Source organism: Streptomyces sp. NPDC001617, from assembly GCF_053596855.1.
In genome coordinates, this window is record NZ_JBSFHA010000006.1 from 35130 (window position 1) to 58151 (window position 23022).

Genomic DNA, 23022 nt, shown 5'->3' on the forward strand with positions numbered 1-23022 from the left:
TCCGCGTCGTCGGTCCGACCACTCGGGGTGGGAGAGGCATGGCACAGGCGTCCGACGCTGCGCGGACCGTCATCATGACCGTGGACGACGACCCGGGAGTCTCCCGAGCCGTCGCCCGTGATCTGCGGCGGCGCTACGGCGAGTCCTACCGGGTCGTGCGCGCGGAGTCCGGAGAGTCCGCGCTGGACGCGCTGCGCGAGCTGAAGCTGCGCGGTGATCTCGTGGCCGTGATCCTGGCCGACTACCGCATGCCGCAGATGAACGGCATCGAGTTCCTGGAACAGGCGCTGGACGTGTATCCGGGCGCCCGGCGGGTCCTGCTGACCGCGTACGCGGACACGAGCGCGGCGATCGACGCGATCAACGTCGTCGACCTCGACCACTATCTGCTCAAGCCCTGGGACCCGCCGGAGGAGAAGCTCTATCCGGTCCTGGACGACCTCCTGGAGGCCTGGCGGTGCAGTGACTTCCGCCCGGTACCCAGCACCAAGGTCGTCGGGCACCGCTGGTCGGCGCGGTCGTCGGACGTACGGGAGTTCCTGGCCCGCAACCAGGTCCCCTACCGCTGGTACTCGGCCGACGAGCCGGAGGGCAGGCGGCTGCTCTCCGCCGCCGGGCAGGACGGGCAGCGGCTGCCGCTGGTGATCACCCCGGACGGGGATCCGCTCGTCGAGCCCGAGGCACCCGAACTGGCGGCGCGGGTGGGCCTGGCGACCACACCGGCGGCGGACTTCTACGACCTCGTCGTGATCGGCGGCGGGCCGGCCGGGCTCGGGGCCGCCGTGTACGGGGCCTCGGAAGGGCTGCGGACGGTGCTGGTGGAGCGGTCGGCGACCGGCGGGCAGGCCGGGCAGAGCTCGCGGATCGAGAACTACCTCGGCTTCCCCGACGGCGTCTCCGGCGCCCAGCTCACCGACCGGGCGCGGCGGCAGGCGGCGAAGTTCGGCGCCGAGATCCTCACCGCGCGCGAGGTCACCGGTCTCGAGGTCAACGGGGCCGCGCGGACCGTGCGGTTCTCGGACGGGTCGGCGGTCGCCGCGCACAGCGTGATCCTGGCGACCGGCGTGTCCTACCGGCAGTTGGAGGCGCCGGGCTGCAACGACCTGACCGGCTGCGGGGTGTACTACGGCTCCGCGCTCACCGAGGCGGCCTCCTGCCAGGGCCACGACGTGTACATCGTGGGCGGCGCCAACTCGGCCGGGCAGGCGGCCATGTACCTGTCCCGGGGCGCCAAGTCCGTGACGTTGCTGGTGCGCGGACCGGACCTGTCGGCCTCGATGTCGTACTACCTGATCCAGCAGATCAACGAGGCGCCGAACATCTCGGTACGCGCGCGTACCGTGGTCGAGTCGGCGCACGGCTCGGACCATCTGGAGCAGCTCACCCTGCGCGATGTGGAGACCGGCGAGACCGAACTCGTCGACGCGCAGTGGATGTTCGTGTTCATCGGCGCGGCCCCGCTGACCGGCTGGCTGGACGGCACGGTGCTGCGCGACGAGCACGGGTTCATCCTGGCCGGACCCGACCTCACCGCCGACGGGCGTCCGCCGGCGGACTGGGAGCTGGACCGGCCGCCGTACCACCTGGAGACCAATATTCCCGGCGTGTTCGTGGCGGGCGACGCGCGCGCCGAGTCCGCCAAGCGCGTCGCGTCCGCCGTCGGAGAGGGAGCCATGGCCGTGATGCTCGTCCACCGGTATCTGGAGCAGTCGTGAGCGGCCGGTTGATGCCGTGCAGCCCCGAGGAGGTCGGGGCCCTGTTCCTGTTCGAGAAGCTGTCGCCCGTACAGCTCGGGCAGTTGTGCAGCGCGGGCCGGGTCGAGCTCTTCGAGCCCGGACCGGTCTACACCGAGGGTGAACCCGCCACCTGCTTCTACGTCATGATCGAGGGCACGGTCGTCCTGTCGCGTCGCGTCGGCGGCGACGACGTGGAGGTCACGCGCACCTCCCAGAGCGGGGTGTACGCGGGATCCATGCAGGCCTACCTCGGGGACCGGGTCCCCCAGGTCTACAACAACTCCATGCGGGTCACGGAGCCGACCCGGTTCTTCGTGCTGCCCGGCGAGAAGTTCTCGGACTTCATGCAGGAGTGGTTCCCGATGGCGGTCCATCTGCTGGAGGGGCTCTTCTTCGGTTCCAAGAGCACCCAGCGGGCGATCGGACAGCGCGAACGGCTGCTGGCCCTCGGCTCGTTGTCGGCGGGGCTGACGCACGAGCTCAACAACCCCGCCGCGGCGGCCGTCCGGGCCACCGCGACCCTGCGCGAGCGCGTGGGCAAGATGCGGCACAAGCTCGCCGTCATCGCGCAGGGCAACTACGCCCCCGAGGTCATGGCGAACCTCATCGAGATCCAGGAACGCACCGCCGAACGCGTCGCCAAAGCACCCACGTTGAGCCCGCTGGAGGCCTCCGACCGGGAGGACGAGCTCGGCGACTGGCTCGACGACCACGACATCCAGGAAGGCTGGCGGATCGCACCGACCTTCGTCCAGGCCGGCCTGGACGTGGACTGGCTCGACCAGATCGCGGCCTCCGTGGACGAGGAGATCCTGCCGAACGCGATCGGCTGGCTCAACTACACCGTCGAGACCGAGCTGTTGATGGACGAGATCAACGACTCCACCGACCGCATCTCGCACCTCGTCGACGCCGCCAAGCAGTACTCGCAGCTGGACCGGGCGCCGTACCAGGTCGCCGACGTCCACGAACTCCTCGACAGCACCTTGCTGATGCTCTCCGGGAAGATCGGGGAGAGCATCAAGGTCGTCAAGGACTACGACCGTACGCTCCCGAAGATCCCCGCGTACCCGGCGGAGCTCAACCAGGTGTGGACCAACCTGATCGACAACGCGGTCTCCGCCATCAACAGTGCGGGCGGGGAAGGCACGTTGACCGTGCGAACGGCGTTGGAGCACGAGCAGTTGCTGGTGGAGTTCCGGGACACCGGGCCCGGGGTGCCGAAGGAGATCCGCGGCCGTATCTTCGATCCGTTCTTCACCACCAAGCCGGTGGGTGAGGGGACGGGGCTCGGGCTCGACATCTCCTGGCGGATCGTCGTCAACAAGCACCACGGCACGCTTCAGGTGGAGTCCGAGCCCGGGGACACACGCTTCCAGGTCCTGCTTCCGCTCACGGCCGCCGCCGACGAGACACCCGAGGAGTCTGTATGAACAGCGCCGACGGAATCGATCCGAGCGTTCCGCCGAGCGGCACCGGATGCGTGGAGTGCGACGCGGTGGGTGGGTGGTGGTTTCATCTGCGGCGGTGTGCTCAGTGCGGGCATGTCGGGTGTTGTGACGACTCGCCGTCCAAGCATGCGACCGCGCACTTCCGGGAGACGGGGCATCCGGTCATGCGCAGCTTTGAGCCGGGTGAGGGGTGGTTCTGGGACTTCAGCAGCTCGCAGTTGTACGAGTCCGGCCCTGACCTTGCGCCGCCGGTGAGTCATCCTGCGGATCAGCCGGCGCCGGGTCCTGCGGGGCGGGTGCCGGAGGATTGGGCTCGGGTGTTGCGGTCTTGAGCGCCCCAGGGGGTGGGGGTTCTGTTTTGGCGGCGGGTGCCGGTGGTCGGTGCCTCGTCGCGCGGTTCCCCGCGCCCCTTGACGGCGTTTCCCGAGGCCTTGACCTGGAAGCGCTGTCAGTGGTGCGTGCCAGGATGGGGGTGTGACGGAGAGCGTCTTCAACAGCCCGTTGGTCGGCCGCGACGAGGAGGTCGGGCGGCTGCTCGATGTGCTGGAGCGAGCCCGGCGGGGTGAGGCGGGGGCCGTGCTCGTGGCGGGGGACGCCGGGGTGGGGAAGACCCGGGTGCTGGGGGAGGTTGCGGGGCGGGCCGTCGGGGCCGGGATGACCGTGGTGGTCGGGCACTGTGTCGATCTCGGTGATGTGGGACTGCCGTATCTGCCGTTCACGGAGATTCTCGGGGTGCTGGCCGGGGACGAGCGGTTCGCTTCGGTGCTGGGTGCTCATCCCGTGGTGGGCCGCTTGCTCGGTTCAGGGGTGGACGCGGGCGGTCGGCTGGAGCTCTTCGAGGGCATGGCCGGGCTGCTGGCCGAGCTCGCCGATCTCTCGCCCCTCCTGTTGATCCTGGAGGACCTGCACTGGGCGGACCAGTCGTCCCGGGATCTGCTGCGGTTCCTGCTCAGCCGGGGCATTCTGCAGCGGTCGGCGGGCGGTGCGCCGACCCATCGTCTCGGTGTCCTCGCCTCCTATCGGGCGGACGACCTGCACCGGCGTCATCCGCTGCGGCCGTTGCTGGCCGAGCTGGTGCGGCTGCCCGCGGTGGAGCGGCTCGAACTGCGACCCCTGGCCGACGGGGAGGTCGCCCGGCTGGTGCGGGCCGTGCAGGATCGTCCGTTGCCGGATGCCACGATCCGGCGCATCGTCGAGCGGGCCGAGGGCAACGCCTTCTACGCGGAGGAGCTGGTCGCTGCCACGGACGCGGAGGCCGGTGGGGTACCGAGCGGGTTGGCCGATGTGCTGCTCATCCGGGTCGAGCAGCTCTCGGACACCGCCCAGCAGGTGCTGCGCACCGCCGCCGTCGCGGGGCGGCGTGTCGAGCACGAGGTGCTGCGGGCAGCGGTCGGGCTGCCGGAGGAGGAGCTGGAGTCGGCGCTGCGCGAGGCGATCGGACGCCAGCTGCTGGTCGCCGGGGGCGGGGACACGTACGCCTTCCGGCACGCCCTGACCCGGGAGGCGGTGTACGCGGATCTGCTGCCGGGTGAACGGTCCCGGCTGCACGGCACGTTCGCCCGGCTGCTCGTGGGGCGGGGCCATCCGGGCGAGACCGCTGCCGAGCGGGCCCATCACTATCGCGAGAGCCATGAACTGGCGGAGGCGCTGGCCGCCTCGCTGGAGGCCGCCGGTCACGCACAGCGGGTGGGCGCGCCCGCCGAGGAGCTACGTCATCTGGAGACCGCGCTCGACCTGTGGGCCTCGGTGGACGCGGCGGCCCGGCCCTCGGGCGAGGGCGTCGACCGGGTGACGCTCACCCTGCGTGCCTCGGCGGCGGCCGCACACGCCGGTGACTCGCATCGCGCGGTGTCGCTCACCCGGGCCGCGCTCGCGGGCATCGGCCAGGACGCGGACTCCGAACTCGCCGCCCGGGTGCGCTACACGCTGGCCGGCAATCTGATGAGCGTCGACAACCTCACGTCCGCCTTCGCCTACAGCAGCGAGGCCCTCGCGCTGATCCCCGCCGAACCGCCCACCCGGACCTGGGTGTGGGCGGCGGCCACCCATGTGATGGCGGCCCGGCACATCGGGGAGAACGAGACCGCGGTGCGGGTCGCCCGCGAGGCGCTGCGTGTGGCCGAGCAGCTGGGGGTGCCGGACGCGCAGGCCGATCTCCTGATCTCCCTGGCGATCCTGGAGGGCGGCGGCCGTCGCACGCCCGAGGGACGCGAGCGGCTGAAGGAGGCCCGCGAGCTGGCCCGACGGGCCGGGAACGCGCCGGTGGAGATGCGCGCCCTGTTCAACCTCGCCGTCGGCTGCTTCGAGTCCGGCGACCTGGAGGCATGTCTGCCGTGGGTGGCCGAGGGGCTGGACCGGGCCCGGCGGGCGGGGCTGCTGTCATCGCCGTATCCGCTGGAGATCCGGTATCTGCAGCTGCTGGTGCTGTACACACTGGGTCACTGGGACGAGTGCGTCCGGGCCGCGGCCGCCGACGCGGCGGTGCTGCCCGCGGCGGGCGGGTACGCGGCGGCGCCGGCTCTGTATGTGGCGCTGGCGCGCGGTGACCTGGGAGCCGTGGAGCGGGCCGAGGCCCTGTTGAAGGGGCCCTTCGACTGGATGGCCACGCTGGTCGCGGGGATCGCGCTGACCGAGGCGGCCGTGCTGCGAGGTGATCCTGCGGCGGCCGTGCAGCAGACGCGGGCCTCGGTGGAGGCGCTGACCGACGAGTCGGGTGCCCGGCCCTACGCCTCGGTCCGGCTGGCGGCCCTCGCGCTGTCGGCGGTGGCCGACGCGGCCGTGGAACTGCCGCTCGGCGGCGACGGTTCGCAGCGCTGGAAGGACACCGCCGACGAGCTGATCGAGTTGGCCCGCGACACGGCGGGGGGCGATGGGAGCGGCGCGCCCCAGGGCCCCGAGGGACAGGCCTGGCTGGCCCGCGCCGAGGCGGAGTGGGCGCGGGTCTTGTCCGGGCCGGACACGGCGGCCTGGGAGAAGGCGATGGCCGCGTTCGGGTATGGGGACGTGTACGAGCGGGTGCGCTGCCAAGTGGGGTATGTGGAGGCCCTGTTGGCGGCCGAGCGCCGGGAGGAGGCGGCCGTCCAGGCGCATGAGGCCCGAGCGGTGGCCGAGCGGCTCGGTGCGGCACCGCTGTTGGAGCGCCTGGACGGGTTGATACGCCGGGGCCGCCTCGCCGACGCCCCCTCGGACGGGTCACGCACCTCGCCGCTCACCGCCCGCGAGCAGGACGTGCTGCGGTTGCTCGCCCTCGGCCGCAGCAACCGGCAGATCGGCGAGGAGCTGTTCATCACCGGCAAGACGGCGAGCGTGCATGTGTCCAACATCCTGGCCAAGCTGGGCGCGACGAGCCGTACGGAGGCGGTGGCGATCGCCTACCGGAAGGGTCTCATCGCGCCCGGATCCCAGGCCTCGGGCTGAGTGGCCCGTGTCTCACCTCCGTCCGTCGCAGTCGAGGCTCTTGAGGTCGACGGAGTCGGCCATCGCCGCCATGCCCTTGTCGTTCGGGTGCAGATGGTCGCCGCCGTCGAAGAAGGGCAGGATCCGTTCGGGGTCGTAGGGGCTGCGCAGGATGCGGTCGAAGTCGGTGACGGCGTCGAAGTCGTCGCTGCCGCGGAGGTAGGTGTTGACCTCCTGGCGTACCGCCTCGGCGGCCGGATCCCATTCGGGCCAGCCCTTGAAGGGGCCGACCGTGGAGACGACGACGCACTTGCCCGCCGCGTGGACTCGGGCGGCGATCTCGCGGTAGCCGGCGATCAGGTCCTGGGCGGTGACCCCGGTGTGGGCCTTGAGGTCGTTGACGCCCTCGAAGAGGAAGACGGTACGGACCCCCGGCTGGGAGAGGACGTCACGCCGCAGGCGGTTCAGGGCGCTCTGGCCCGCGCCGTCCGCGAGGACCTTGTTGCCGGAGATTCCCTCGTCGGCGACGCCTCTGACGTCCGTGTCGCCCTTCTGGAGCCGGCGCGCGAGGTAGTCGGGCCAGCGGCGGTTGAGGTCGGTGGTGGACTGCCAGCCGTCGGTGATGGAGTCGCCGAGGGCGACGACGGCACCGCTGCCCGCGGATGGTCTTACGGAGACGGCGTCGAGGTAGGTCCAGGAGCCGGTGGTCTCCGTCCAGTTGACGGCGCCGTCCTCGGCGGTGTGGTCGCCCTGGGCGGCGTAGGACGTCTGCATGGCCATCCAGTGGCCGGTCGCCGGGCCCGCCGCGTCGGGTGAGTGGATGCTGATCACCAGATTGGTCGCGGCGGGGAGTCCGCCGGGCAGGGGATCGCTGAGCGCCACGGCACCGGCGGGGACGGTGACGGACCGGGCGCCGTCGAAGGTCAGGCGGCGGTTGCTGCCCGGGACGAGTTCGGCGCCGGTCCGCTGGATTCCGGCGTACGCGCTGTCGAAGGTCACCGGCCGGTCCCCGAAGGCGTTGGAGAGCCGGATCCGCAGACCGGTGCCGCCGACGCTGGTGTGCACGACCAGCCGGTAGCCGCGGTCGGCGACGGCGGCGCCCATACGGTCGGCGCTCGCCCCCCAGGTGACGACGTCATGCCTGTCGACGGGCGCTCCCCGTACGGCGAACTCCGGTTGCACATCGGCCGCGTGCACCGGTGCCGCCGCCTGGATCGCGCCGACCAGTACGAGCAGGGCGGCCAGCCGGACGGCCCGGGCGGACCGAGCCCTCACCACGCGAAGTCCTTGAGGATCATCGATCCGCCGGGTTCCACGATCACGGTCCGGGACGCACCGCCGTACGCCACTGTCGTGGTGCGCCCGCCCACACTGTGGATGCGTGCCTCGGTCGGCTTCCCCTGCTTCCAGCTCAGGTCGACGACGAAGCCGCCGCGGGCCGGGGCCCCGGTGAGGGAGCCGGAGGCGGCCCATGCGTCGGGGAGGGCCGGAAGGAGTTCCAGGTGGCCGGGGCGGGAGTACAGGAGCATCTCGGTGACGGCCGCCGGGGTGCCGAAGTTGGCGTCGATCTGGAAGACACCGTTGCCCGGCCCGAGTTCGTAGATGTCGAAGAGGTTGGGGGCGGTGCCGTTGCCGCCGTCGGTCGACGGGCGGAGGTTGTTCACGATCAGCCGGTAGGCGTTGTCGGCGTTCTTGAGGCGGGCCCAGCACAGGCTGCGCCAGGCGTTGGCCCAGCCGAAGCTCTCCATGCCGCGCGCGGTGAGCAGGGCGGTGGCGCCGGCAACGATGTCGGCCGAGGTGGAGCCGTCGGGGCGGATGCGGTCGCCGGGGAACAGGCCGATGAGCGGGGAGAGGTGGCGGTGGGTGGTCTCGCCCAGGTTGTCGGGCGACATCCACTCCTCCAGCCAGCCGGTCTTGGGGCTGACCTGGGACAGATAGAGCCGCTTGCGGAGGCCGGCGACGGTGTCCGCGTAGCCGCCGTCCTTCTTCACCTCGGCCGCTGCGACGCAGTAGTTGCCGAACAGCGCCCACACCAGCTCCTGGGCGTAGGTGATCCCCTTGGCGTCGAGCGGTCCCTGCTCCGGCGACCAGTCGCTGTCGGCGATCAGGACCTCCTTCGACGTGCCCGGCAGGGTGGTCGTCAGCAGCCGCGCCTCCCAGAACTCGCAGGCGCCCTTGAGGAGGGGGTAGATCTTCTCCAGGTGGGACCGCGACCGTGTGAACTCGTAGTGCTCCCAGAGGGTGTTGCACAGCCAGGCGTTGCCCGCCGGATGCCACCACCAGCCGCCACCGCCGTACGGGTTGGTGGAGATGGCGACGGTCCAACCGGCGCTCTTCCCGCTGGAGTTGCGGTAGCGGTTGCGCGGATCGTCGAACAGGCGGCGGGTCAGGTCGGTCCAGGACGGGACCTGCGCGACGCAGTAGTCGGTGAAGGCGTCGAAACAGGAGGACAAGCCCGCCCGGTCGGCCATCCAGTAGTTCATCTGGATGTTGATGTCGGTGTGGTAATCCCCCATCCAGGCCGGGTCGTTGCCGTCCAGCCACAGGCCTTGCAGGCCCAGCGGCAGGCTGCCGCGTGAACCGGAGATCATCAGGTAGCGGCCGAACTGCACATAGGTGGCCTCGAGTTCGGGGTCGGGTGCCCCGTCCCTGGCGCGGGCCGTGATCCGCTCCCAGGTGTCGAGGGAGCGCTGCTCGTCGGTGGACGCGCCGAGCGACAGGTCGAACTTCCCGAACAGCGCGCGGTGGTCGGCGACATGGGTGCGCAGCAGGGTGTCCGCCGAGTGGGCGGCCGCGTCGCGGACCTTGGTGCGGGCGAGACGCTGCGGGTCGAGGGACGGGTCGCGATAGCCCTGGGCCGCGTCCGGTGCGTAGTCGGTGCCTCCGCTGACGACGACGGTGAGGTCCTTGCAGCCCGAGAAGGCGACCTGCGACCCACTGACGGCGACCCGGCCTCCGGTGCCGTACGCGGTGACGGCGGCCCCGTACCTCAGTCCGTTGGGAAACGCGGCGCCGAAGGAGGTCGAGGCTTTCTCCCCGTGCGTGCCCTCCAGGGCTACGGTGCCGGTGTAACGGCCGCCGCCGCTCTGGGTGAAGTGCACGACGATCACGTCATCGGGCCGACTCGCGAAGATCTGCCGCTGGTACGTCACCCCCGACCGGACGTACGACGTCGTCACCACGCCCTGTGCGAGGTCGAGGGTGCGACGGTAGCCGGAGACCGAGCCCAGGTCGTGGTCGGGGATGTCGACGGTGAGCCGGGCGAGCAGGGTGAAGGAGCCGAAGTCGTCGCGGCCGTAGGGGAATTGGCCGTCGGCGTCGAGGGTGTCGTTGAGGCCGCCGGTCCACATCGTGGCGTCGGTGAGCAGGAGGAGTTCACGGCCGGGGTCGTTGCTCGCGAGGGCGCCGAGGCGGCCGTTGCCGACGGGAAGGCCCTGTTCGATCATCGAGGTGTCGTCGGCGGGGGCCTGCCACCACAGGGTGTGGCGTGAAGTCGCCGGTGATGCCGGTGCGCCGGCGGGACGCCGGGGTGCGGCCGTCGCGGTGAAGGCGGGGAGGGTCGCGAGGGCTGCTCCGGTGGCCGTGGCCAGGGCGAGCAGCTTGCGTCTGGGCAGGTGGGAGGAGTGGTCGGGGGTCATGGCGGCTCCTGGTGGGTCGTTCAGGACGACTTGGGTACGTCGATCCGGTCGATGTCCGGTGCGTAGCTGTTGCCGCTGTCGAAGGTGATCATGTTGGAGCCTGCCTTGAGGGTCAACGGGACCGTGACCGTTTCGGCCGTGCCCCAGTCACCGGTGGACGGGAACGTGTGGGTGGTCGCCCCGCCGCCATTGGTGGAGACGGCGACCGAGCGGGCGTCGCCGCTGACATAGGCGATCTTCACCTGGTAGGTGCCGGCCTTGGGCACGACGATGTCGTTGAAGGTGAGCTTGCCTCCGAGGTAGAGATTGCCGACCTTCTTTCCTCCGGAGCAGGCGGAGCAGTCGGCGACGGAGGCGTTGCCGGCGAGGGTATTGCCGCTCGACTCGGCCTCGTAGCCGGTGAAGCCGAGCGTGCTGCCGTGCGGGGTGACCGTGAAGAGACGGGAGCCATGGGCGGGCAGCGCCTCGGCGACCTTGTCCTTGAAGCTGCCGAGGTTCTCATGGTTCCACAGGTCGCGCACGGTCGCCCTCCCGGTGAAGCCCAGGGAGGCCCAAGGGGCGGAGACGGCGGCGGGCGAGTCGGCGAGGTTGAACAGGGCGACGGTGTAGCTGCCGTCGGGGTTCTTCGCGGCCCACACCCGCTGGGGGTCGGAGGGGGTGATCGGGCGTGCGGGCGGGGTGGCGCCCTGGTTGAAGGCGATGACTTCCGTGTTGGTCAGGAGGGAGAGGCCGTAGGAGTCGAGGCGGGTGAGGTCGTCGCCGGTGAAGAGAGGGGACTTGGCGATGGCCCAGAGGGTGGCGTAGCTCTGCCGCTCGGCCTTGGTCAGGCCGTCCATCGCGCCGTTGCCGACGTCGAGGGAGTCGAGGTCGTTCCAGCCGCCGGGGCCCGCGTGCCTGGTCCAGCCGGGAGCGTCGTCCCAGCGGTCGTCGACGGAGTTCTCCCAGCTGACGAGGGTGTTGCAGTAGCACTCGACGTCGGTGTCGATGCGCCAGCCGTTCGAGTACTTCTTCCAGTCGGCGGCGTGGCCGATGTCCAGCGACCAGGACAGTTCGAGGTGGATCGGGCGGCCGGTGGCGGCGATGGCCTTGTTCCAGGCGGCCACGTCGGCAACGTTGTCGTACTGGTCACCGCTCTTGCCGGACCCGGGCCCGACGCCGTCGAGCTTCAGGAAGTCGTAGCCCCATCCGGCGATCAACCGGGCCTGCGCATCCACGTACTTCTGGGTGCAGGGGCGGGAGAAGTCGAGCTTGTAGGAACTGTCCCAGCCGTTGGTGGTGCGCAGGTCGCCGTAGACGATGTCGGCGGTGGTGCAGCCCTCGGCGTTCCAGACCGGCGTCCTGCCGTCGCCGTACGCCTCCTTCTCCAGACCGGCGGGCAGGTAGATACCGGCCTTGAGACCCTTGGCGTGGATACGGTCGGCGACGGCCTTCATGCCGCTGGGGAAGCGCTTCGGGTCGGCCTTCTGGCGGCCGTACTGGTCGTACTCGGGCTTCCAGGTGGTGTCGCGCCACCAGCCGGCGTCGATGTTGACGTACTCGTAGCCGAACTTCTTCAGCTTGGCGGCCAGCGCGTCGGTCTGCTTGGTGACGTTCGCCTCGGTGAGGTAGCTGTAGTCGCCGTCCGGGTTGAGGCCGGGGTACTTGGAGGACTGCATGCTCCAACTCGACCAGCCCATATAGGGCTTGGCGGCGAGCGGCGGAGTGTCCGCGGTCCCTGCCCGGGCCGCGGGGGCTGCGGTGACGGCGCCTGCGGCGAGGGCCAGGACCACCACGGCTCTCAGGGCGCGTGCGGGCATGACGGCGTACGAGGATGACCGCATGGGTCGTACCTCCAGGGAGAGTTGGTTCAGCGGCTCGGGTGCGGGTGATCTGACGAGATGAAGGACTGGATCGCGGTGGCGGCGGCCCCGCGGGCCCACTCCTCGAAGGGCAGCGGGCGGGTCTGTACGTCGCACTGGGCGGCGGAGCCGAAGGCGGCGGCGGTGAAGGTGTCGCGTATCTGTTCGGCGAAGAGGTCGTGGGCGGCGAGCCCCTCGCCGGAGATGATCACGCGTTCGGGGCCGAGGAGGTTGGCTACGGTCGCGATGCCACGGCCGATGGCCTCACCGGCGTGGGCGTAGACCTCGCGGGCGCCCGGCACGCCACGGCGGGCGAGGTCGACCGCCTCGGTGGCGTCGGCGACCTGAGTACCCGTGGCCTCGCGAATCTGCCGGACGATGGCCGCCTCCCCCGCGATCGCCTCCACGCAGCCGCGGTTGCCGCAGTGGCAGGGCGGGCCGGACGGGTCGACGGTGACATGGCCGATCTCGCCGGCCACGCCGTGCGCTCCGGCGACGACCCGGCCGTGCACGACGAGGCCGCAGCCGATGCCGGCGCCGACGGTCACCACGGCGAAGTCGGACAGACCCACACCGGCGCCGAACCACTGCTCGGCGACGGTGAGGGCGCGGACGTCGTTGTCGACGGTGACCGGCAACCCCGTGGTCATGGCGGCGAGTTCGGCGAGCGGGACGTCGTGCCAGTCGAGGAAGGGCGAGTAGCGGACCACTCCCTCGGCGCGGTCCACGTCTCCGGAGAGAGCGATGCCCAGGCCCTGCACTCCCACCTCGAACTCGGTGGCCTCGGAGAGAAGCCGGCCGACGAGTTCCGCGAGAGCCGTGAGAACGGACCCCGGGTCGCGATCGGTCAACCGCAGTCGCCGTTCTGCCCGGATGCAGCAGCACAGGTCGGCCAGTACGGCGATGATCTCGTCGCCGGTCACCTTCATCCCGAGGAACAGCGCCCGTCCCCCGTCGACCCGCACGGGGTTGGCGGGCCGGCCGAGTACCGGACGTGTCTCCTCGGCCGCGTCCTCCACCAGGTAGCCGGCCTCGATCAGCGGCTTGACCGCCTTGGTGACGGCAGCCGGGGACAGCCCTGCCCGACGGGCCACCTCCAGCCGGGTGAGGGGCCCTTGGGAGAGGACCGTGGTGAAGATCTGCGAGGCGGCCGGCGTGTTCGCCGGGAACGTCTCGACACGAGGGGTCGGGCGCATGGCCGGAAACCTAGATGTCTTCTTTTCCGCCGTCAATAAAAGAAACAGGATTCGTCTGTGAGGGGACTGTCAGTGGCGGGCGGCACAATCACCTTATGACGACGATCAATTGGGCCGAGCTGGACCATGCGTCCGGGAGCGCCGAGAACATACCGGGGCTCTTCGCCCGCCTCGGCGGCTCCGAGGACGATGCGGTCTGGTCGGAGCTCTGGTCGGACCTGTGCCACCAGGGGTCCGTGTACGCGGCGAGCTGGGCGGCGATGCCCGTACTCACAGACATCGCGCTCGGCAAGGCTCCTGGTGAGCCGCTTCAAGCGGTCCTCATGGCGGGACTGATCGCAACAGATCCCGACGATGCCCGCCAGGAGCAGTACGCGCGCGAGATACGCGAGTTGCTCCGCGTGTCACGGGGACTGCTGGACACCCCCGGCCTCGACCCGAGCACTTTCGTCTACCTGCAGATGGCCGTGCTCGCCTTCGAGGGCGCGGGCGTGTGGGCCGAGGCACTCGAGGGCGTGAACAACGAGGAGTACGAACTGGAATGCCCCCAGTGCGAGGACACCCTCTACGTGGCCTTCGGCTCGTACGGGACGTTCACCTCGGCCGGTGACTACGTGCTGTCCGGCGCCACAGCCCCGGAGGCCCGGGGGAAGTTGACACCGACGCCCCCGGAGCGCCTCACGGGCATCGGCGCCCGCCTGCACCGGGAAGCCCTCGCCGTCGGCCAGGACGAGGTCGCTCTCGCGCTGACCTACGTCTTCGGCACAGCCCACTGCCCCTCCTGCGACGCCGGGTTCAGTGTGTCCGACGAGGTGGAGAGGCAGTGGGTGTGACGGAGCGGTGTGCCGTCAGTGCCCGTCGGCCGGGGTGTTGGCCTCGGTGACGTTGACGGCGGCCCAGGCCTGGTCCACCGTCTGGTACTCGACGCTGCTCGCGCCGTACAGGTCACTCGCCGCCTTCAGCGTCGCGACGCGCGCGTCGTGGAAGTCGGTCGTGGAGACCATGTAGCGGGTCAGGGCGCGGTAGAAGATCGCCGTGGCCTTGGTGCGGCCGATGCCCTTGACCGTGGAGCCGTCGACGGTCGGCGAGTCGTACGTGACGCCGCCGATCGTCTTCTGGCCGCTGCCCTCGGCGAGCAGGTAGTACGCGTGCGAGGAGACGCCGGAGCCGGCGTGCACCTCCGCGTCGTACACCTCGGGCGCCCAGTAGTCGACCGTGCCCTCGAGCTTGTCGAGGGACGGGTGGTCGAGGCGGCGCAGGAACTTCTGGGCCAGGCCCATCTTCTCGCCGATGAGGTAGTCCGGCTTGTCCGACGCGTTGTTGGTGAAGAACTCGACGTTGGAGCCGAAGATGTCGGCGAGGGACTCGTTCAGCGCGCCCGGCTCGCCGTACTGGTTGCCGTCCGCGTCGACGCGGGTGGGCTCCAGCTTGGCGGTGGCGTCCACGACGCCGTGGGTCAGCTCGTGGCCGGTGACGTCCAGAGCGACCAGCGGCTTCTTGAACATGTCGCCGTCACCGTCGCCGTACAGCATGCAGCCGCACGTCGGGTCCCAGAACGCGTTGGCGATCTGCTTGCCCCAGTGCACCATCGCCTTGGCGGGCTTGCTGTTGTTCGCGATGCCCTTGCGACCGAAGGTCTTCTTGTAGAAGTCCAGGGTCTTGGTGATGCCGTACTGCGCGTCGGCCGCCGCGCTGTTGCGGCTCGTGGTGGCGCCGTTGCCGAAGACGTCGTTCTTGGTGGTGATCTTCGTGCCGCGGCCGAAGCTCTCCGTGTAGCTGCCCTTGGCGTCCCGGGTCTCGGTGCCGTAGCGGGTCGGGTCCTTCAGCTGGAAGGTGGTGCGGGCCGTCTGGTTGGTCTTCAGCGGGACCTTGCCGACGAAGAGGGACTTGCCCGTGCCGTTGGCCGTCTTCGGGTAGTGGGTGGCGGCGGACACGGACGCGGCGTCGGAGGCCGCCAGGAGTCCGGCCGCCTGCGAGCCGCTGCCGGTCGCGGGGTCGGCCGTCTCGCCGCGCTCGCGCAGGGTGTCGAGCACCTTCGGCGAGAGGAACTCGTCGCTGTCCGGCGTGTTGCTGCGCACCTTGCCGGTGACGGCGTCGACGACGACCGTGCGGGAGCCGGCGCCCTCGCCGACGGCGCTGTCGGTCACGGTCACCTGATAAGCGAGCGCGGAGGCGCCGTCGCGGGCGTCGACCACGAGTTCGGCGCTGCCGGCGTCGCCCTTGGCGACCGAGGCGGCCTTCTGCTCGGCCTGCGCGGCCGAGAGCTTGGCGGTGGCGGTCGAGGCGGGCTTGACGGTGTGGTCGGCCGCCCGGGTGACACCCGCGTACGAGAGCCGCTTGGTGAGGTGGACGACGAGGTCGCCGCCCAGCACTGCCATGCCCTGGTGCGTCCGGGTGAACCGGACGTGGCGCGCACCCTCGGGGTCGATCATCACGTCCTGGGCGTGGAGCTCGTCGCCTTGGGAGACGCCGGTCGCGGACGCGTGGGCGAAGGCGGCGGAGCGGGCGGCCGAGACGACGGACGCGGCCGAGGTCTGGACGGCGGCAGCCGCATGAGTCCCCGTGTCCTGGCCCGCGAAGGCGGTGCCCGCGAGGCCGGTGGCAGCCGTCGTCACGGCGACGGCGACTGCCACGCTGCGTATGTGCGGTCTACGCACTGGTGAGGGTTCCTTTCCTCGTAAGGCGGCCGGGATCACCAACCGCCTTGAGGGATGGCGCGGTTGGGCGCCATGGGGGCTGGTCGGGCCCCGGTAAGAAACCCTTTCGGATAAGTCATGCACATGTAAAGCCCAAATGATCTCTTTCAGTGCGATATATGGCAATACTTTGCAAACTCAACCCGCAGAGTGATCAAAGGATCACCAACTGTGTGCCACTTGTGGAGATGTGACGAGACGGAAGAAGGTTGCCTCGCGTGAATGTGACCCATCTCGCATCCAGGGGAACGGCCTTGGGGACGGCCGTGCTCTGCCTCCTCGCGGTGCCCGCGCACGCCGCTGCGACCGGTGCGCTCCCGCAGCCCGACCTGACCGGCGTCACCGGCGTGCTGCGCAGCGCCCTGAGACAGGGCGCGCCCGGGGCGATCGCCCGCATCGACGACCACGGCACGGTCCGGACGGCGGCCGTCGGCATCGCGGACCGAAGCACCGGACGGGCCATCGGCAACACCGACCGGTTCCGCATCGGCAGTGTCACCAAGGTCTTCTCGGCGGTGGTGCTGCTGCAGCTGGTGGACGAGAAGAAGCTGAACCTGGACACCTCGGTCGACCACTACCTGCCCCGCCTGCTGCCCGACCGCCGGATCACGGTGCGGCAGGTGCTGGGCCACCGCAGCGGCCTGTACGACTACACGAACGACATGTTCGCGAGCTCGGTCTCCGGCTTCGAGGCGGTCCGCTCCAAGGTCTTCACCTACCGTCAGCTGGTGGACCGCTCGCTGCGGCACGCCCGCACCAACACCCCGGGCGCCGCGTACGCGTACTCGAACACCAACTTCGTCGTCGCCGGGATGCTCATCGAGAAGCTGACCGGCCACTCCGTGCATACCGAGTACGAGAACCGCATCATCAAGCCGCTGAAGCTGCGCGACACCTTCTATGTCCACCCCGGCAAGAAGATCCCCGGCCGCCACGCCGACGGCTACCTCACCCCGGACAAGGCAGGCGCCGCCCTGGTCGACGCGACCGAGCAGACCGTCTCCTGGGCGCAGAGCGCGGGCGCGATCATCTCCAGCACGCGGGACCTCGACACGTTCCTGTCGGCACTGCTGCGCGGCCGGCTCACCTCGGCCGCGCAGCTGAAGCAGATGGAGCGCATGATCCCGGTGAACAGCACCCAGGCGTACGGACTCGGGCTGCGGCGCCGCGACCTGTCCTGCGGGATCTCGGTCTACGGCCACACCGGCGCCGTGCAGGGCTACTACACGTACGCCTTCGCGACCAAGGACGGCCGCCGCAGCCTCGCGGCCGTCGCCAACACGTCCAACAACGCCGCCGTGCTCAACACCATGCTCGGCACGCTGGAGTCCGCGTTCTGCGGCAAGTCGGCGAAGCTGCGGCGCGGTGCCACGGTCGTGGAGCGCCACGGGGACCTCGCTCCCGCGGTCGTCCGTGACTAGTCGGACCTGACCGTCAGCCAGTCCGGGCTCGCGACCCGGGGACCTCCCTTCGCGACGAGGTAGAGGGTGTGGACGCCGGTCAGCCGGCGGGGAAGCGTGACGGACTGCTCCTGCCAGGTGTCCGCGGAGCCGGTGGCGCGCACGGGAAGGGTCCCGGCCACCGGCCCCTGCGGGCTGTCGAGCCGGAGTTGCAGCGCACAGCCGGAGGTGCAGGTGGAGGCGAGCCGTACGGTGAGCCGGCCACCGCTCACGCTCACGCGCCGGTACGCGATCCAGTCGCCGGCGCCCAGCACGCCCGTGGCCGCCGTGCCGCGCTCGACCCCGTGCAGGGACGTGGCCTGTTCCGCCTGGAGCGTGCCGGAGGCGTCGGGACCGTCGCCGTACAGACGCAGGTCGTTGACCACCCAGGGAGCCGGACCGCTCGCGGTGAGGGTGATCCGGACGTACCGGGCCGTCTGTGTCGGGAGGACTGCGTCCTGGGTGAAGGAGCGGCCGGAGACCCGGGCGAGGGCTCTGCTCCAGTTCGTTCCGTCGCGGCTGACGGAGACCGAGAAGCCGTAGGGCTGTCCGCCGGTGTCGCGGCCCGCGTCGAGGGAGAGCCGGTCGAAGGTCTGTGTCTCCCCCAGGTCGACTGTCAGCGACTGGCCGGGAGCCTGCGCGGCGGCCGCCGTCCAGCGGGTGTTGATGTCCCCGTCGACCGCGGCGGAGGCATTCGTGCCGTCGCTCGCGGTCACGGTCCAGGTTCCGTGCCGGACGCGCTGTCGGCAGCCGGGCAGGTCGCAGCCGGCCGACCAGACCGGCTCGCCGTACTCGTAGGCGCCGATGTCGGGAGCCGTGCCCCGCACATCGGTGGTGATCCCGTCGATCGGTTCGCCCGTGTCGATGGCGGGTGAGCCGCCGGTGAGCCAGAGTTCGCCGTTGACGGCGTCCGTGTAGCCGGGGGTGGAGGTGATCAGGTTGGAGCGGACGACCGGGAGCGGGTCGCCGGTCCGGGTCGCGCTGACCGGCATGGGTCCGACGATGTTGCTGAGGTACGAACCGGAGGCGTCGGTCGCCCCGCTCAGCAGCACCGAATTGCCGTTGATGCCCACGCCGTAGCTGGAGTTGTGGTCCTGGTTGGCGACGCTCGGGCCGGTGTGTCCGTTGAAGAAGGTGCCTCGACTGCCCGTGTTCCAGGCGACGTTGTGGTGCAGCAGGAAGTGGCCGGAGTAGTTGTCGACGTAGAAGCCGACCTGGCCGTCGGCGTCGTGCGAGGTGTTGTGGTCGACGGAGGTGCCGGAGCCGTCCAGGCTGCAGCAGACGTAGAAGGGCGCGCCGTCGCGGGAGGTGCGCATAGCCTCCGACATGTCGTTGTACGCGATGCGGTTGCCGTGGAACTCGGTGCCGTTGAGCTGCCAGGCCGTGTCGATGGAGGCACGTCCGGAGCGGCGGATCGTGTTGCGCGTGACGGTGTGGTCGTTGCCGTTGATCTCGATTCCGGGTGTGTAGCTGCCCATCCAGCCGACGTCGTGGATGTAGTTGTCGGTGACGGTGTTGCCGGTGCCGCGCACCAGGACGCCGTCGCCGGCGGACTGTGAGATCTCGCTGTTCTCAAGGGTGTTGCCGGTGCCCAGGATCTGCACGCCGGAGTCGAGGATGCGGGAGGCGACGATGTGCCCCTCGAAAGGCGGGATCGCGAGGTCGCTGTCCGGTGGCATGGGAAGGGTCGAGAACTCGGAGACATAGGTGGCGTGGAGGCCGTCGACCACGACTCCCGTGCTCGACCTGCCCGTTCGCAGCGAGGTGCCCCACAGGTCGAGGCCGCGCACGGTGACGTAGGAGCTGTCGCTCAGGTCGACGCCCCACAGGCGGTGCTTCGCGGTCACCGTGTGTCCGGCGATACCGCCCTTCGGGGGCACCAGGTAAAGCCGGTGGGCCGTCTTGTCGTAGTACCACTCCCCCGGCTGGTCCAGGGCGGCTTTCGAGCCCACGAGGTAGTAGTTGCGGTAGTTCTGGTTGCCCATGCACAGCGGCGGGCAACGGTAGTTGCCGCCGGTGAAGTCCAGCTTGCCGGGCGAGGTCGCGGTGACCGTGCCGGTCTGCTGGGCCCACGGGTTGGAGCCCGCCCAGAGGTGCACGGTCGCTCCGATCCAGTCGGCGTCCGGCAGGTCGGGGTCGTCGATGTGCTGGTCGGTGGAGGTGGCGTCGGCCTCGGCCCAGGTGGCGTTCAGCGGATCGGAGCCGGAGTTGGGCCAACGCCCTTCCGCCGCACGGCCGTTGTCCAGGAACACCGCGTTGAAGTCGGGGTCGAGGGGCAGGTTCGTGTCGGCGGCGACCAGTCCGTCGCCGGCCTCCTTCCAGCCGGTCACCGGCTCGGTGCCGTCGACGGTCACCGGGCCGTCGCCGTAAGCGGCGAGGGTGATCGGGGCATCCCGGGTGCCGGAGGGCGGGGTGACCTGCTCACGGTAGGTACCTCGGTGGATCAGGCAGGTGTCGCCGGGGTGGACGCGGGCCAGGCAGGCCTCGATGGTGCGGAGGGGGTTCGACCGGGTGCCGTGGGCGTGGTCGCTGCCCCAGGTGGCCACGTGGTAGGTACGGCCACCGGGGTCCGCCGCCTGTGCCTGAACCGGTAGGGCCAGCAGGGCTGTCACGGCGGCCAGTACGGACAGGTGTCTCGGTCTCATGTGCCGTCTCCAGCGGTCGGGGGTTGCCGCCAGGCCGCCTCGGCCCTGGGTCCGTCGGGGGGCGCCGAGCACCGCGCGTCTCAACCAGTGCTCACCGGGACGGAGTTGGCCGGTCAGTACGGGGAGGGCCGTACGGCGGGAGCGAGAACAGCCGTGTGCCGCGCACGTGCGGTCGGGACGCGGTGCCTGCGTATGTGCCAGGGCATGAGGATCGTGCCGGGGTGCGACTGGGCGCCGGCGGGCGGCAGTTCGCCGGCCAGTAGTGGCGCCGCGGTGACGGTGGCCGGCGAGGCGGTGCGCCGACTCCGGCCCGGACGCCGTCTCCTCATCGAGAACCACCTGCCACCTCTACGCCGGAGGGCTGGATTGCGATAGTTTTCGCAACCTGCGACCGCTTCGAAAACGTAGGAGATTCATCCGATGACGTCAACAGTCCGGGCAGGATCCGGTGAAGCGAGGCGGCGCACACTGGCCGAAATCGCCGAGGAGGCAGGGGTTTCCGTCTCCACCGTCTCCAAGGTGCTGCACAATAGATCCGATGTATCTGCGGAGACCAGGGCCAAGGTGCAGCGCCTGCTGGAGAAGCACGGCTATCTCGCGCGGCAGCGGTCCACGGCCACGGCGGCTCCACCCGGCGGGCTCATCGATCTCGTCATCAACGAGCTGGACAGCCCCTGGGCGGTCGAGCTGATCCGCGGTGCGGAGGACGTGCTGCACGAGGCCGGCATGGGACTGGTCGTCTCGGCCACGCACGGCCGGCGGAAGCGGGCGCGCCAGTGGCTCGACTCGCTGGCCACGCGCCCCACCCGCGGCGCGATCCTGGTCGTACCCGAACTCACCGCCGACCAGCACACGGACCTGGCCGGCCTCGGCATCCCGTACGCCCTTGTCGCGCCGATCGACGAGCCCGCGCCCGGCATCCCCTGGGTGGGCGCGACCAACTGGCCCGGCGGGCTCGCCGCGACCCGTCACCTGATCGAGCTCGGCCACCAGCGCATCGCCGTCATCAGCGGACCGGAGCGGCGGCTCACCTCACGTGCCCGCGTCGACGGCTACCGCTCCGCGCTGACGGAGGCCGGGCTCCCCTTCGACCCGGAGCTGGTCCGCTACGGCGACTTCACCCACGGACTCGCGTACCAACACGCCCTGGACCTCATGGCGTTGGCCCACCGTCCCACGGCGATCTTCGCCGGCAGCGACCACCAGGCGCTGGGTACCTACCGTGCGGCGGCCGAGCTGGGACTGCGCATTCCCGACGACGTCAGCGTGGTCGGCTTCGACGACCTGCCGTTCGCGGACTGGGTGACCCCACGGCTGACGACCGTGCGCACCCCCATCGCCGACATGACCGCGCTCGCCGCCCGCATGGTGTTGCGGCTGCTGGCGGGGCAGGAGCCGGAGACGACCCGGGTGGAGGTGGCCACGGAGCTGGTCGTGCGGGAGAGCACCGGGCCGGTGATCTGACCTACGGCTCCGACAGGAACAGCTCCACGACCGGGACGAGCACGTCGGGGCGGATGACCGGGAGCGTAAGGGTCAGTGTGTCGGCCGCCTGCGGCAACGGGTCGAGGTGGGCGTGCGGTTGCGGGGTGCTGTCGAGGTGGGAGAGCCCGACTTCGCTGCCGTCGTTGAGCAGGTGGGCGTATTCCACACGGCCGGCAAGTCCGGGCAGATGGACGTGCCGGAACGGCCAGGCGAACAGGTGCAGATACAGGCGGTTCCCGCGGCGGGTGTAGACGCTGTGGGCGGGCGGCGTGAAGGGGGCGGGGCCGGCACCGTGGACGGCGCGGGCGTGCAGTCGCATCCAGTCCGCGAGGGAGTCCAGGGTGGCTCGGGCTCGGGGCTCGATGTTCCCGCGGCCGTCGGGGCCCACGTTGAGGATCATGTTGCCGTTGTTCGCGACGGACTGGACGAGCATGCGCACCAGATCGCCGGGGTCCTTGAACTCCAGGTTGTCACGGTGGTAGCCCCACGAGCCGTAGAGGGTCTGGCACGCCTCCCACATGACCTCGACGCCGTCCTCGGTGAGCGGACGGTCCGGCTGGTACTGCTCGGGGGTCACGTAGTCGCCCGGGATGCCGAGGCGGTTGTTGACCACGATGCCGGGCTGGAGGGCGCGGGTGGGGGCGAGGAGTTGCGGGGAGTCCCAGTCCTCCGGCCCCTTACCGGGCATTCCACCGCGGTTCCAGGGAAACGTGAAGTCGTAGAACATCAGGTCCACCTGGCCGTACGAGGTGAGCAGCTCCTTGACCGATCTCGTCGACGCCGCGAACCGCTGCCTCGTCCTCGGTTTCTCCGGTACGACGCTTCCCGGCGAGCTGAAGCGGCTGGCCGACAGCGGACTCGGCGGTGTCATCCTGCACACCCGCAATGTCGCCGGACGCGCCGAACTGCGCGAGCTCACCGACGAGTTGCGCGCGCTGCGCCCCGGTCTGCTGGTCTCCGTCGACCAGGAGGGCGGCGGCATCGGTCATCTGGCGAGGGCGGGGGCGCCGGAGACCCGGGGGGCCTGGGCGCTCGGCGTCGCCGACGACACCGCGCTGACCGCCGCCGTCGCGGACGCGCTCGCCCGGCACCTGGCCGAGTGCGGAGTGGCCGTGAGCTTCGCCCCGGTGGCCGACCCGCACCGGGTCGCCGCCAACCCCATTGTGCGCACCAGGGCGTTCGGCGCCGACCCGGATCACGCCGCCCGGCACGTCACCGCCTGGATCGAGGCCACGCTGGCCGCCGGAATCGCCCCGTGCGCCAAGCACTTCCCCGGTCACGGCTCGACCGCCGTGGACCCGGCCGCGGGGGCGCCAGGCCGTGCGCGTGCAGTCTGCGGACCAGACGTCGGCCGCTGGGGTCGGTAATGGCCATGGCGTCGGCCAACTCGCGCGGTGTGACGGCTCGTCCGGCGAGGTCCTGCTCGATTGCGGCCAGTCTTGACAACGTTGCCGGACTCAGCCCGACCGTCCGCGCGAGTTCCCGCATACGGTCGTCCTCCT

At 70.6% G+C, this 23022-nt stretch carries 16 protein-coding genes; 8 read left to right on the top strand and 8 right to left on the bottom strand.

Going from position 1 to position 23022, the window contains the following annotated elements:
• The first annotated feature begins 38 nt into the window (after nucleotides 1-38).
• The 4 genes from ACWC09_RS06735 (at nucleotide 39) to ACWC09_RS06750 (ending at nucleotide 6604) form a co-directional block, all read left to right on the top strand.
• Complete coding sequence (locus ACWC09_RS06735) at nucleotides 39-1715, top strand: FAD-dependent oxidoreductase (protein WP_450849209.1); 1677 nt, start codon at nucleotides 39-41, stop codon at nucleotides 1713-1715.
• Complete coding sequence (locus ACWC09_RS06740) at nucleotides 1712-3169, top strand: ATP-binding protein (protein ID WP_450849211.1); 1458 nt, start codon at nucleotides 1712-1714, stop codon at nucleotides 3167-3169. Before ACWC09_RS06735 ends, ACWC09_RS06740 begins: the two co-directional genes overlap by 4 nt.
• Nucleotides 3166-3519, top strand: a complete 354-nt coding sequence (locus tag ACWC09_RS06745; protein ID WP_450849212.1) for a UBP-type zinc finger domain-containing protein — start codon at nucleotides 3166-3168, stop codon at nucleotides 3517-3519. Before ACWC09_RS06740 ends, ACWC09_RS06745 begins: the two co-directional genes overlap by 4 nt.
• A 142-nt stretch (nucleotides 3520-3661) precedes the next feature.
• The gene (locus ACWC09_RS06750; RefSeq protein ID WP_450849214.1) at nucleotides 3662-6604 is read left to right on the top strand and encodes a helix-turn-helix transcriptional regulator; all 2943 of its coding nucleotides are present in this window, start codon (nucleotides 3662-3664) and stop codon (nucleotides 6602-6604) included.
• 12 nt (nucleotides 6605-6616) lie between these two features.
• Here the strand turns inward: ACWC09_RS06750 and ACWC09_RS06755 are convergent, their stop codons facing one another.
• From ACWC09_RS06755 to ACWC09_RS06770, 4 genes are read right to left on the bottom strand one after another with little or no spacing between them, the layout of a single operon-like run.
• Complete coding sequence (locus ACWC09_RS06755) at nucleotides 6617-7858, bottom strand: SGNH/GDSL hydrolase family protein (protein WP_450849216.1); 1242 nt, start codon at nucleotides 7856-7858, stop codon at nucleotides 6617-6619.
• Nucleotides 7855-10221, bottom strand: coding sequence for a glycosyl hydrolase family 95 catalytic domain-containing protein (locus ACWC09_RS06760; protein ID WP_450849218.1), 2367 nt, complete (start codon nucleotides 10219-10221; stop codon nucleotides 7855-7857). Before ACWC09_RS06760 ends, ACWC09_RS06755 begins: the two co-directional genes overlap by 4 nt.
• A gap of 20 nt (nucleotides 10222-10241) precedes the next feature.
• Nucleotides 10242-12041 carry an alpha-galactosidase D gene (locus tag ACWC09_RS06765; RefSeq protein WP_450849220.1) on the bottom strand — a complete coding sequence of 600 codons (1800 nt, stop codon included), beginning with the start codon at nucleotides 12039-12041 and terminating at the stop codon, nucleotides 10242-10244.
• A gap of 26 nt (nucleotides 12042-12067) precedes the next feature.
• Nucleotides 12068-13255 carry an ROK family transcriptional regulator gene (locus tag ACWC09_RS06770; protein WP_450849222.1) on the bottom strand — a complete coding sequence of 396 codons (1188 nt, stop codon included), beginning with the start codon at nucleotides 13253-13255 and terminating at the stop codon, nucleotides 12068-12070.
• A 95-nt stretch (nucleotides 13256-13350) separates the two neighbouring features.
• Here ACWC09_RS06770 and ACWC09_RS06775 point away from each other — a divergent pair, with 95 nt between their 5' ends.
• Entirely contained in the window at nucleotides 13351-14088 is a 738-nt protein-coding gene (locus ACWC09_RS06775; RefSeq protein ID WP_450849224.1) for a hypothetical protein, read from the top strand.
• 15 nt (nucleotides 14089-14103) lie between these two features.
• Here ACWC09_RS06775 and ACWC09_RS06780 read toward each other — a convergent pair whose 3' ends face one another.
• Entirely contained in the window at nucleotides 14104-15888 is a 1785-nt protein-coding gene (locus tag ACWC09_RS06780) for a M4 family metallopeptidase (protein ID WP_450849226.1), read from the bottom strand.
• A gap of 317 nt (nucleotides 15889-16205) precedes the next feature.
• Between ACWC09_RS06780 and ACWC09_RS06785 the strand changes: the two genes are divergently transcribed.
• On the top strand, nucleotides 16206-17372 hold the full coding sequence (locus ACWC09_RS06785; protein ID WP_450849228.1) for a serine hydrolase domain-containing protein: 1167 nt from the start codon (nucleotides 16206-16208) through the stop codon (nucleotides 17370-17372).
• Here the strand turns inward: ACWC09_RS06785 and ACWC09_RS06790 are convergent.
• Complete coding sequence (locus ACWC09_RS06790; protein ID WP_450849230.1) at nucleotides 17369-20035, bottom strand: discoidin domain-containing protein; 2667 nt, start codon at nucleotides 20033-20035, stop codon at nucleotides 17369-17371. The genes ACWC09_RS06785 and ACWC09_RS06790 overlap by 4 nt on opposite strands.
• Before the next feature lie 113 nt (nucleotides 20036-20148).
• The gene (locus tag ACWC09_RS06795) at nucleotides 20149-20364 is read right to left on the bottom strand and encodes a hypothetical protein (protein ID WP_450849232.1); all 216 of its coding nucleotides are present in this window, start codon (nucleotides 20362-20364) and stop codon (nucleotides 20149-20151) included.
• Nucleotides 20365-20455: 91 nt separating this feature from the next.
• Here ACWC09_RS06795 and ACWC09_RS06800 point away from each other — a divergent pair, with 91 nt between their 5' ends.
• The gene (locus ACWC09_RS06800; RefSeq protein WP_450849234.1) at nucleotides 20456-21499 is read left to right on the top strand and encodes a LacI family DNA-binding transcriptional regulator; all 1044 of its coding nucleotides are present in this window, start codon (nucleotides 20456-20458) and stop codon (nucleotides 21497-21499) included.
• 1 nt (nucleotide 21500) lies between these two features.
• Here the strand turns inward: ACWC09_RS06800 and ACWC09_RS06805 are convergent, their stop codons facing one another.
• Nucleotides 21501-22247 (bottom strand): alpha-L-fucosidase, encoded by a 747-nt coding sequence (locus ACWC09_RS06805; RefSeq protein ID WP_450849236.1) that lies wholly within the window; start codon nucleotides 22245-22247, stop codon nucleotides 21501-21503.
• 34 nt (nucleotides 22248-22281) lie between these two features.
• Between ACWC09_RS06805 and ACWC09_RS06810 the strand changes: the two genes are divergently transcribed.
• The gene (locus tag ACWC09_RS06810; RefSeq protein WP_450849238.1) at nucleotides 22282-22887 is read left to right on the top strand and encodes a glycoside hydrolase family 3 N-terminal domain-containing protein; all 606 of its coding nucleotides are present in this window, start codon (nucleotides 22282-22284) and stop codon (nucleotides 22885-22887) included.
• Nucleotides 22888-23022: the final 135 nt, after the last annotated feature.

Coding starts and splice junctions, on each gene's coding strand:
- ACWC09_RS06745 (WP_450849212.1), top strand. CDS start 3,166: ATGAACAGCGCCGACGGAATCGATCCGAGCGTTCCGCCGAGCGGCACC.
- ACWC09_RS06775 (WP_450849224.1), top strand. CDS start 13,351: ATGACGACGATCAATTGGGCCGAGCTGGACCATGCGTCCGGGAGCGCC.
- ACWC09_RS06735 (WP_450849209.1), top strand. CDS start 39: ATGGCACAGGCGTCCGACGCTGCGCGGACCGTCATCATGACCGTGGAC.
- ACWC09_RS06795 (WP_450849232.1), bottom strand. CDS start 20,364: ATGAGGAGACGGCGTCCGGGCCGGAGTCGGCGCACCGCCTCGCCGGCC.
- ACWC09_RS06770 (WP_450849222.1), bottom strand. CDS start 13,255: ATGCGCCCGACCCCTCGTGTCGAGACGTTCCCGGCGAACACGCCGGCC.
- ACWC09_RS06790 (WP_450849230.1), bottom strand. CDS start 20,035: ATGAGACCGAGACACCTGTCCGTACTGGCCGCCGTGACAGCCCTGCTG.
- ACWC09_RS06765 (WP_450849220.1), bottom strand. CDS start 12,041: ATGCGGTCATCCTCGTACGCCGTCATGCCCGCACGCGCCCTGAGAGCC.
- ACWC09_RS06800 (WP_450849234.1), top strand. CDS start 20,456: ATGACGTCAACAGTCCGGGCAGGATCCGGTGAAGCGAGGCGGCGCACA.
- ACWC09_RS06805 (WP_450849236.1), bottom strand. CDS start 22,247: ATGTTCTACGACTTCACGTTTCCCTGGAACCGCGGTGGAATGCCCGGT.
- ACWC09_RS06760 (WP_450849218.1), bottom strand. CDS start 10,221: ATGACCCCCGACCACTCCTCCCACCTGCCCAGACGCAAGCTGCTCGCC.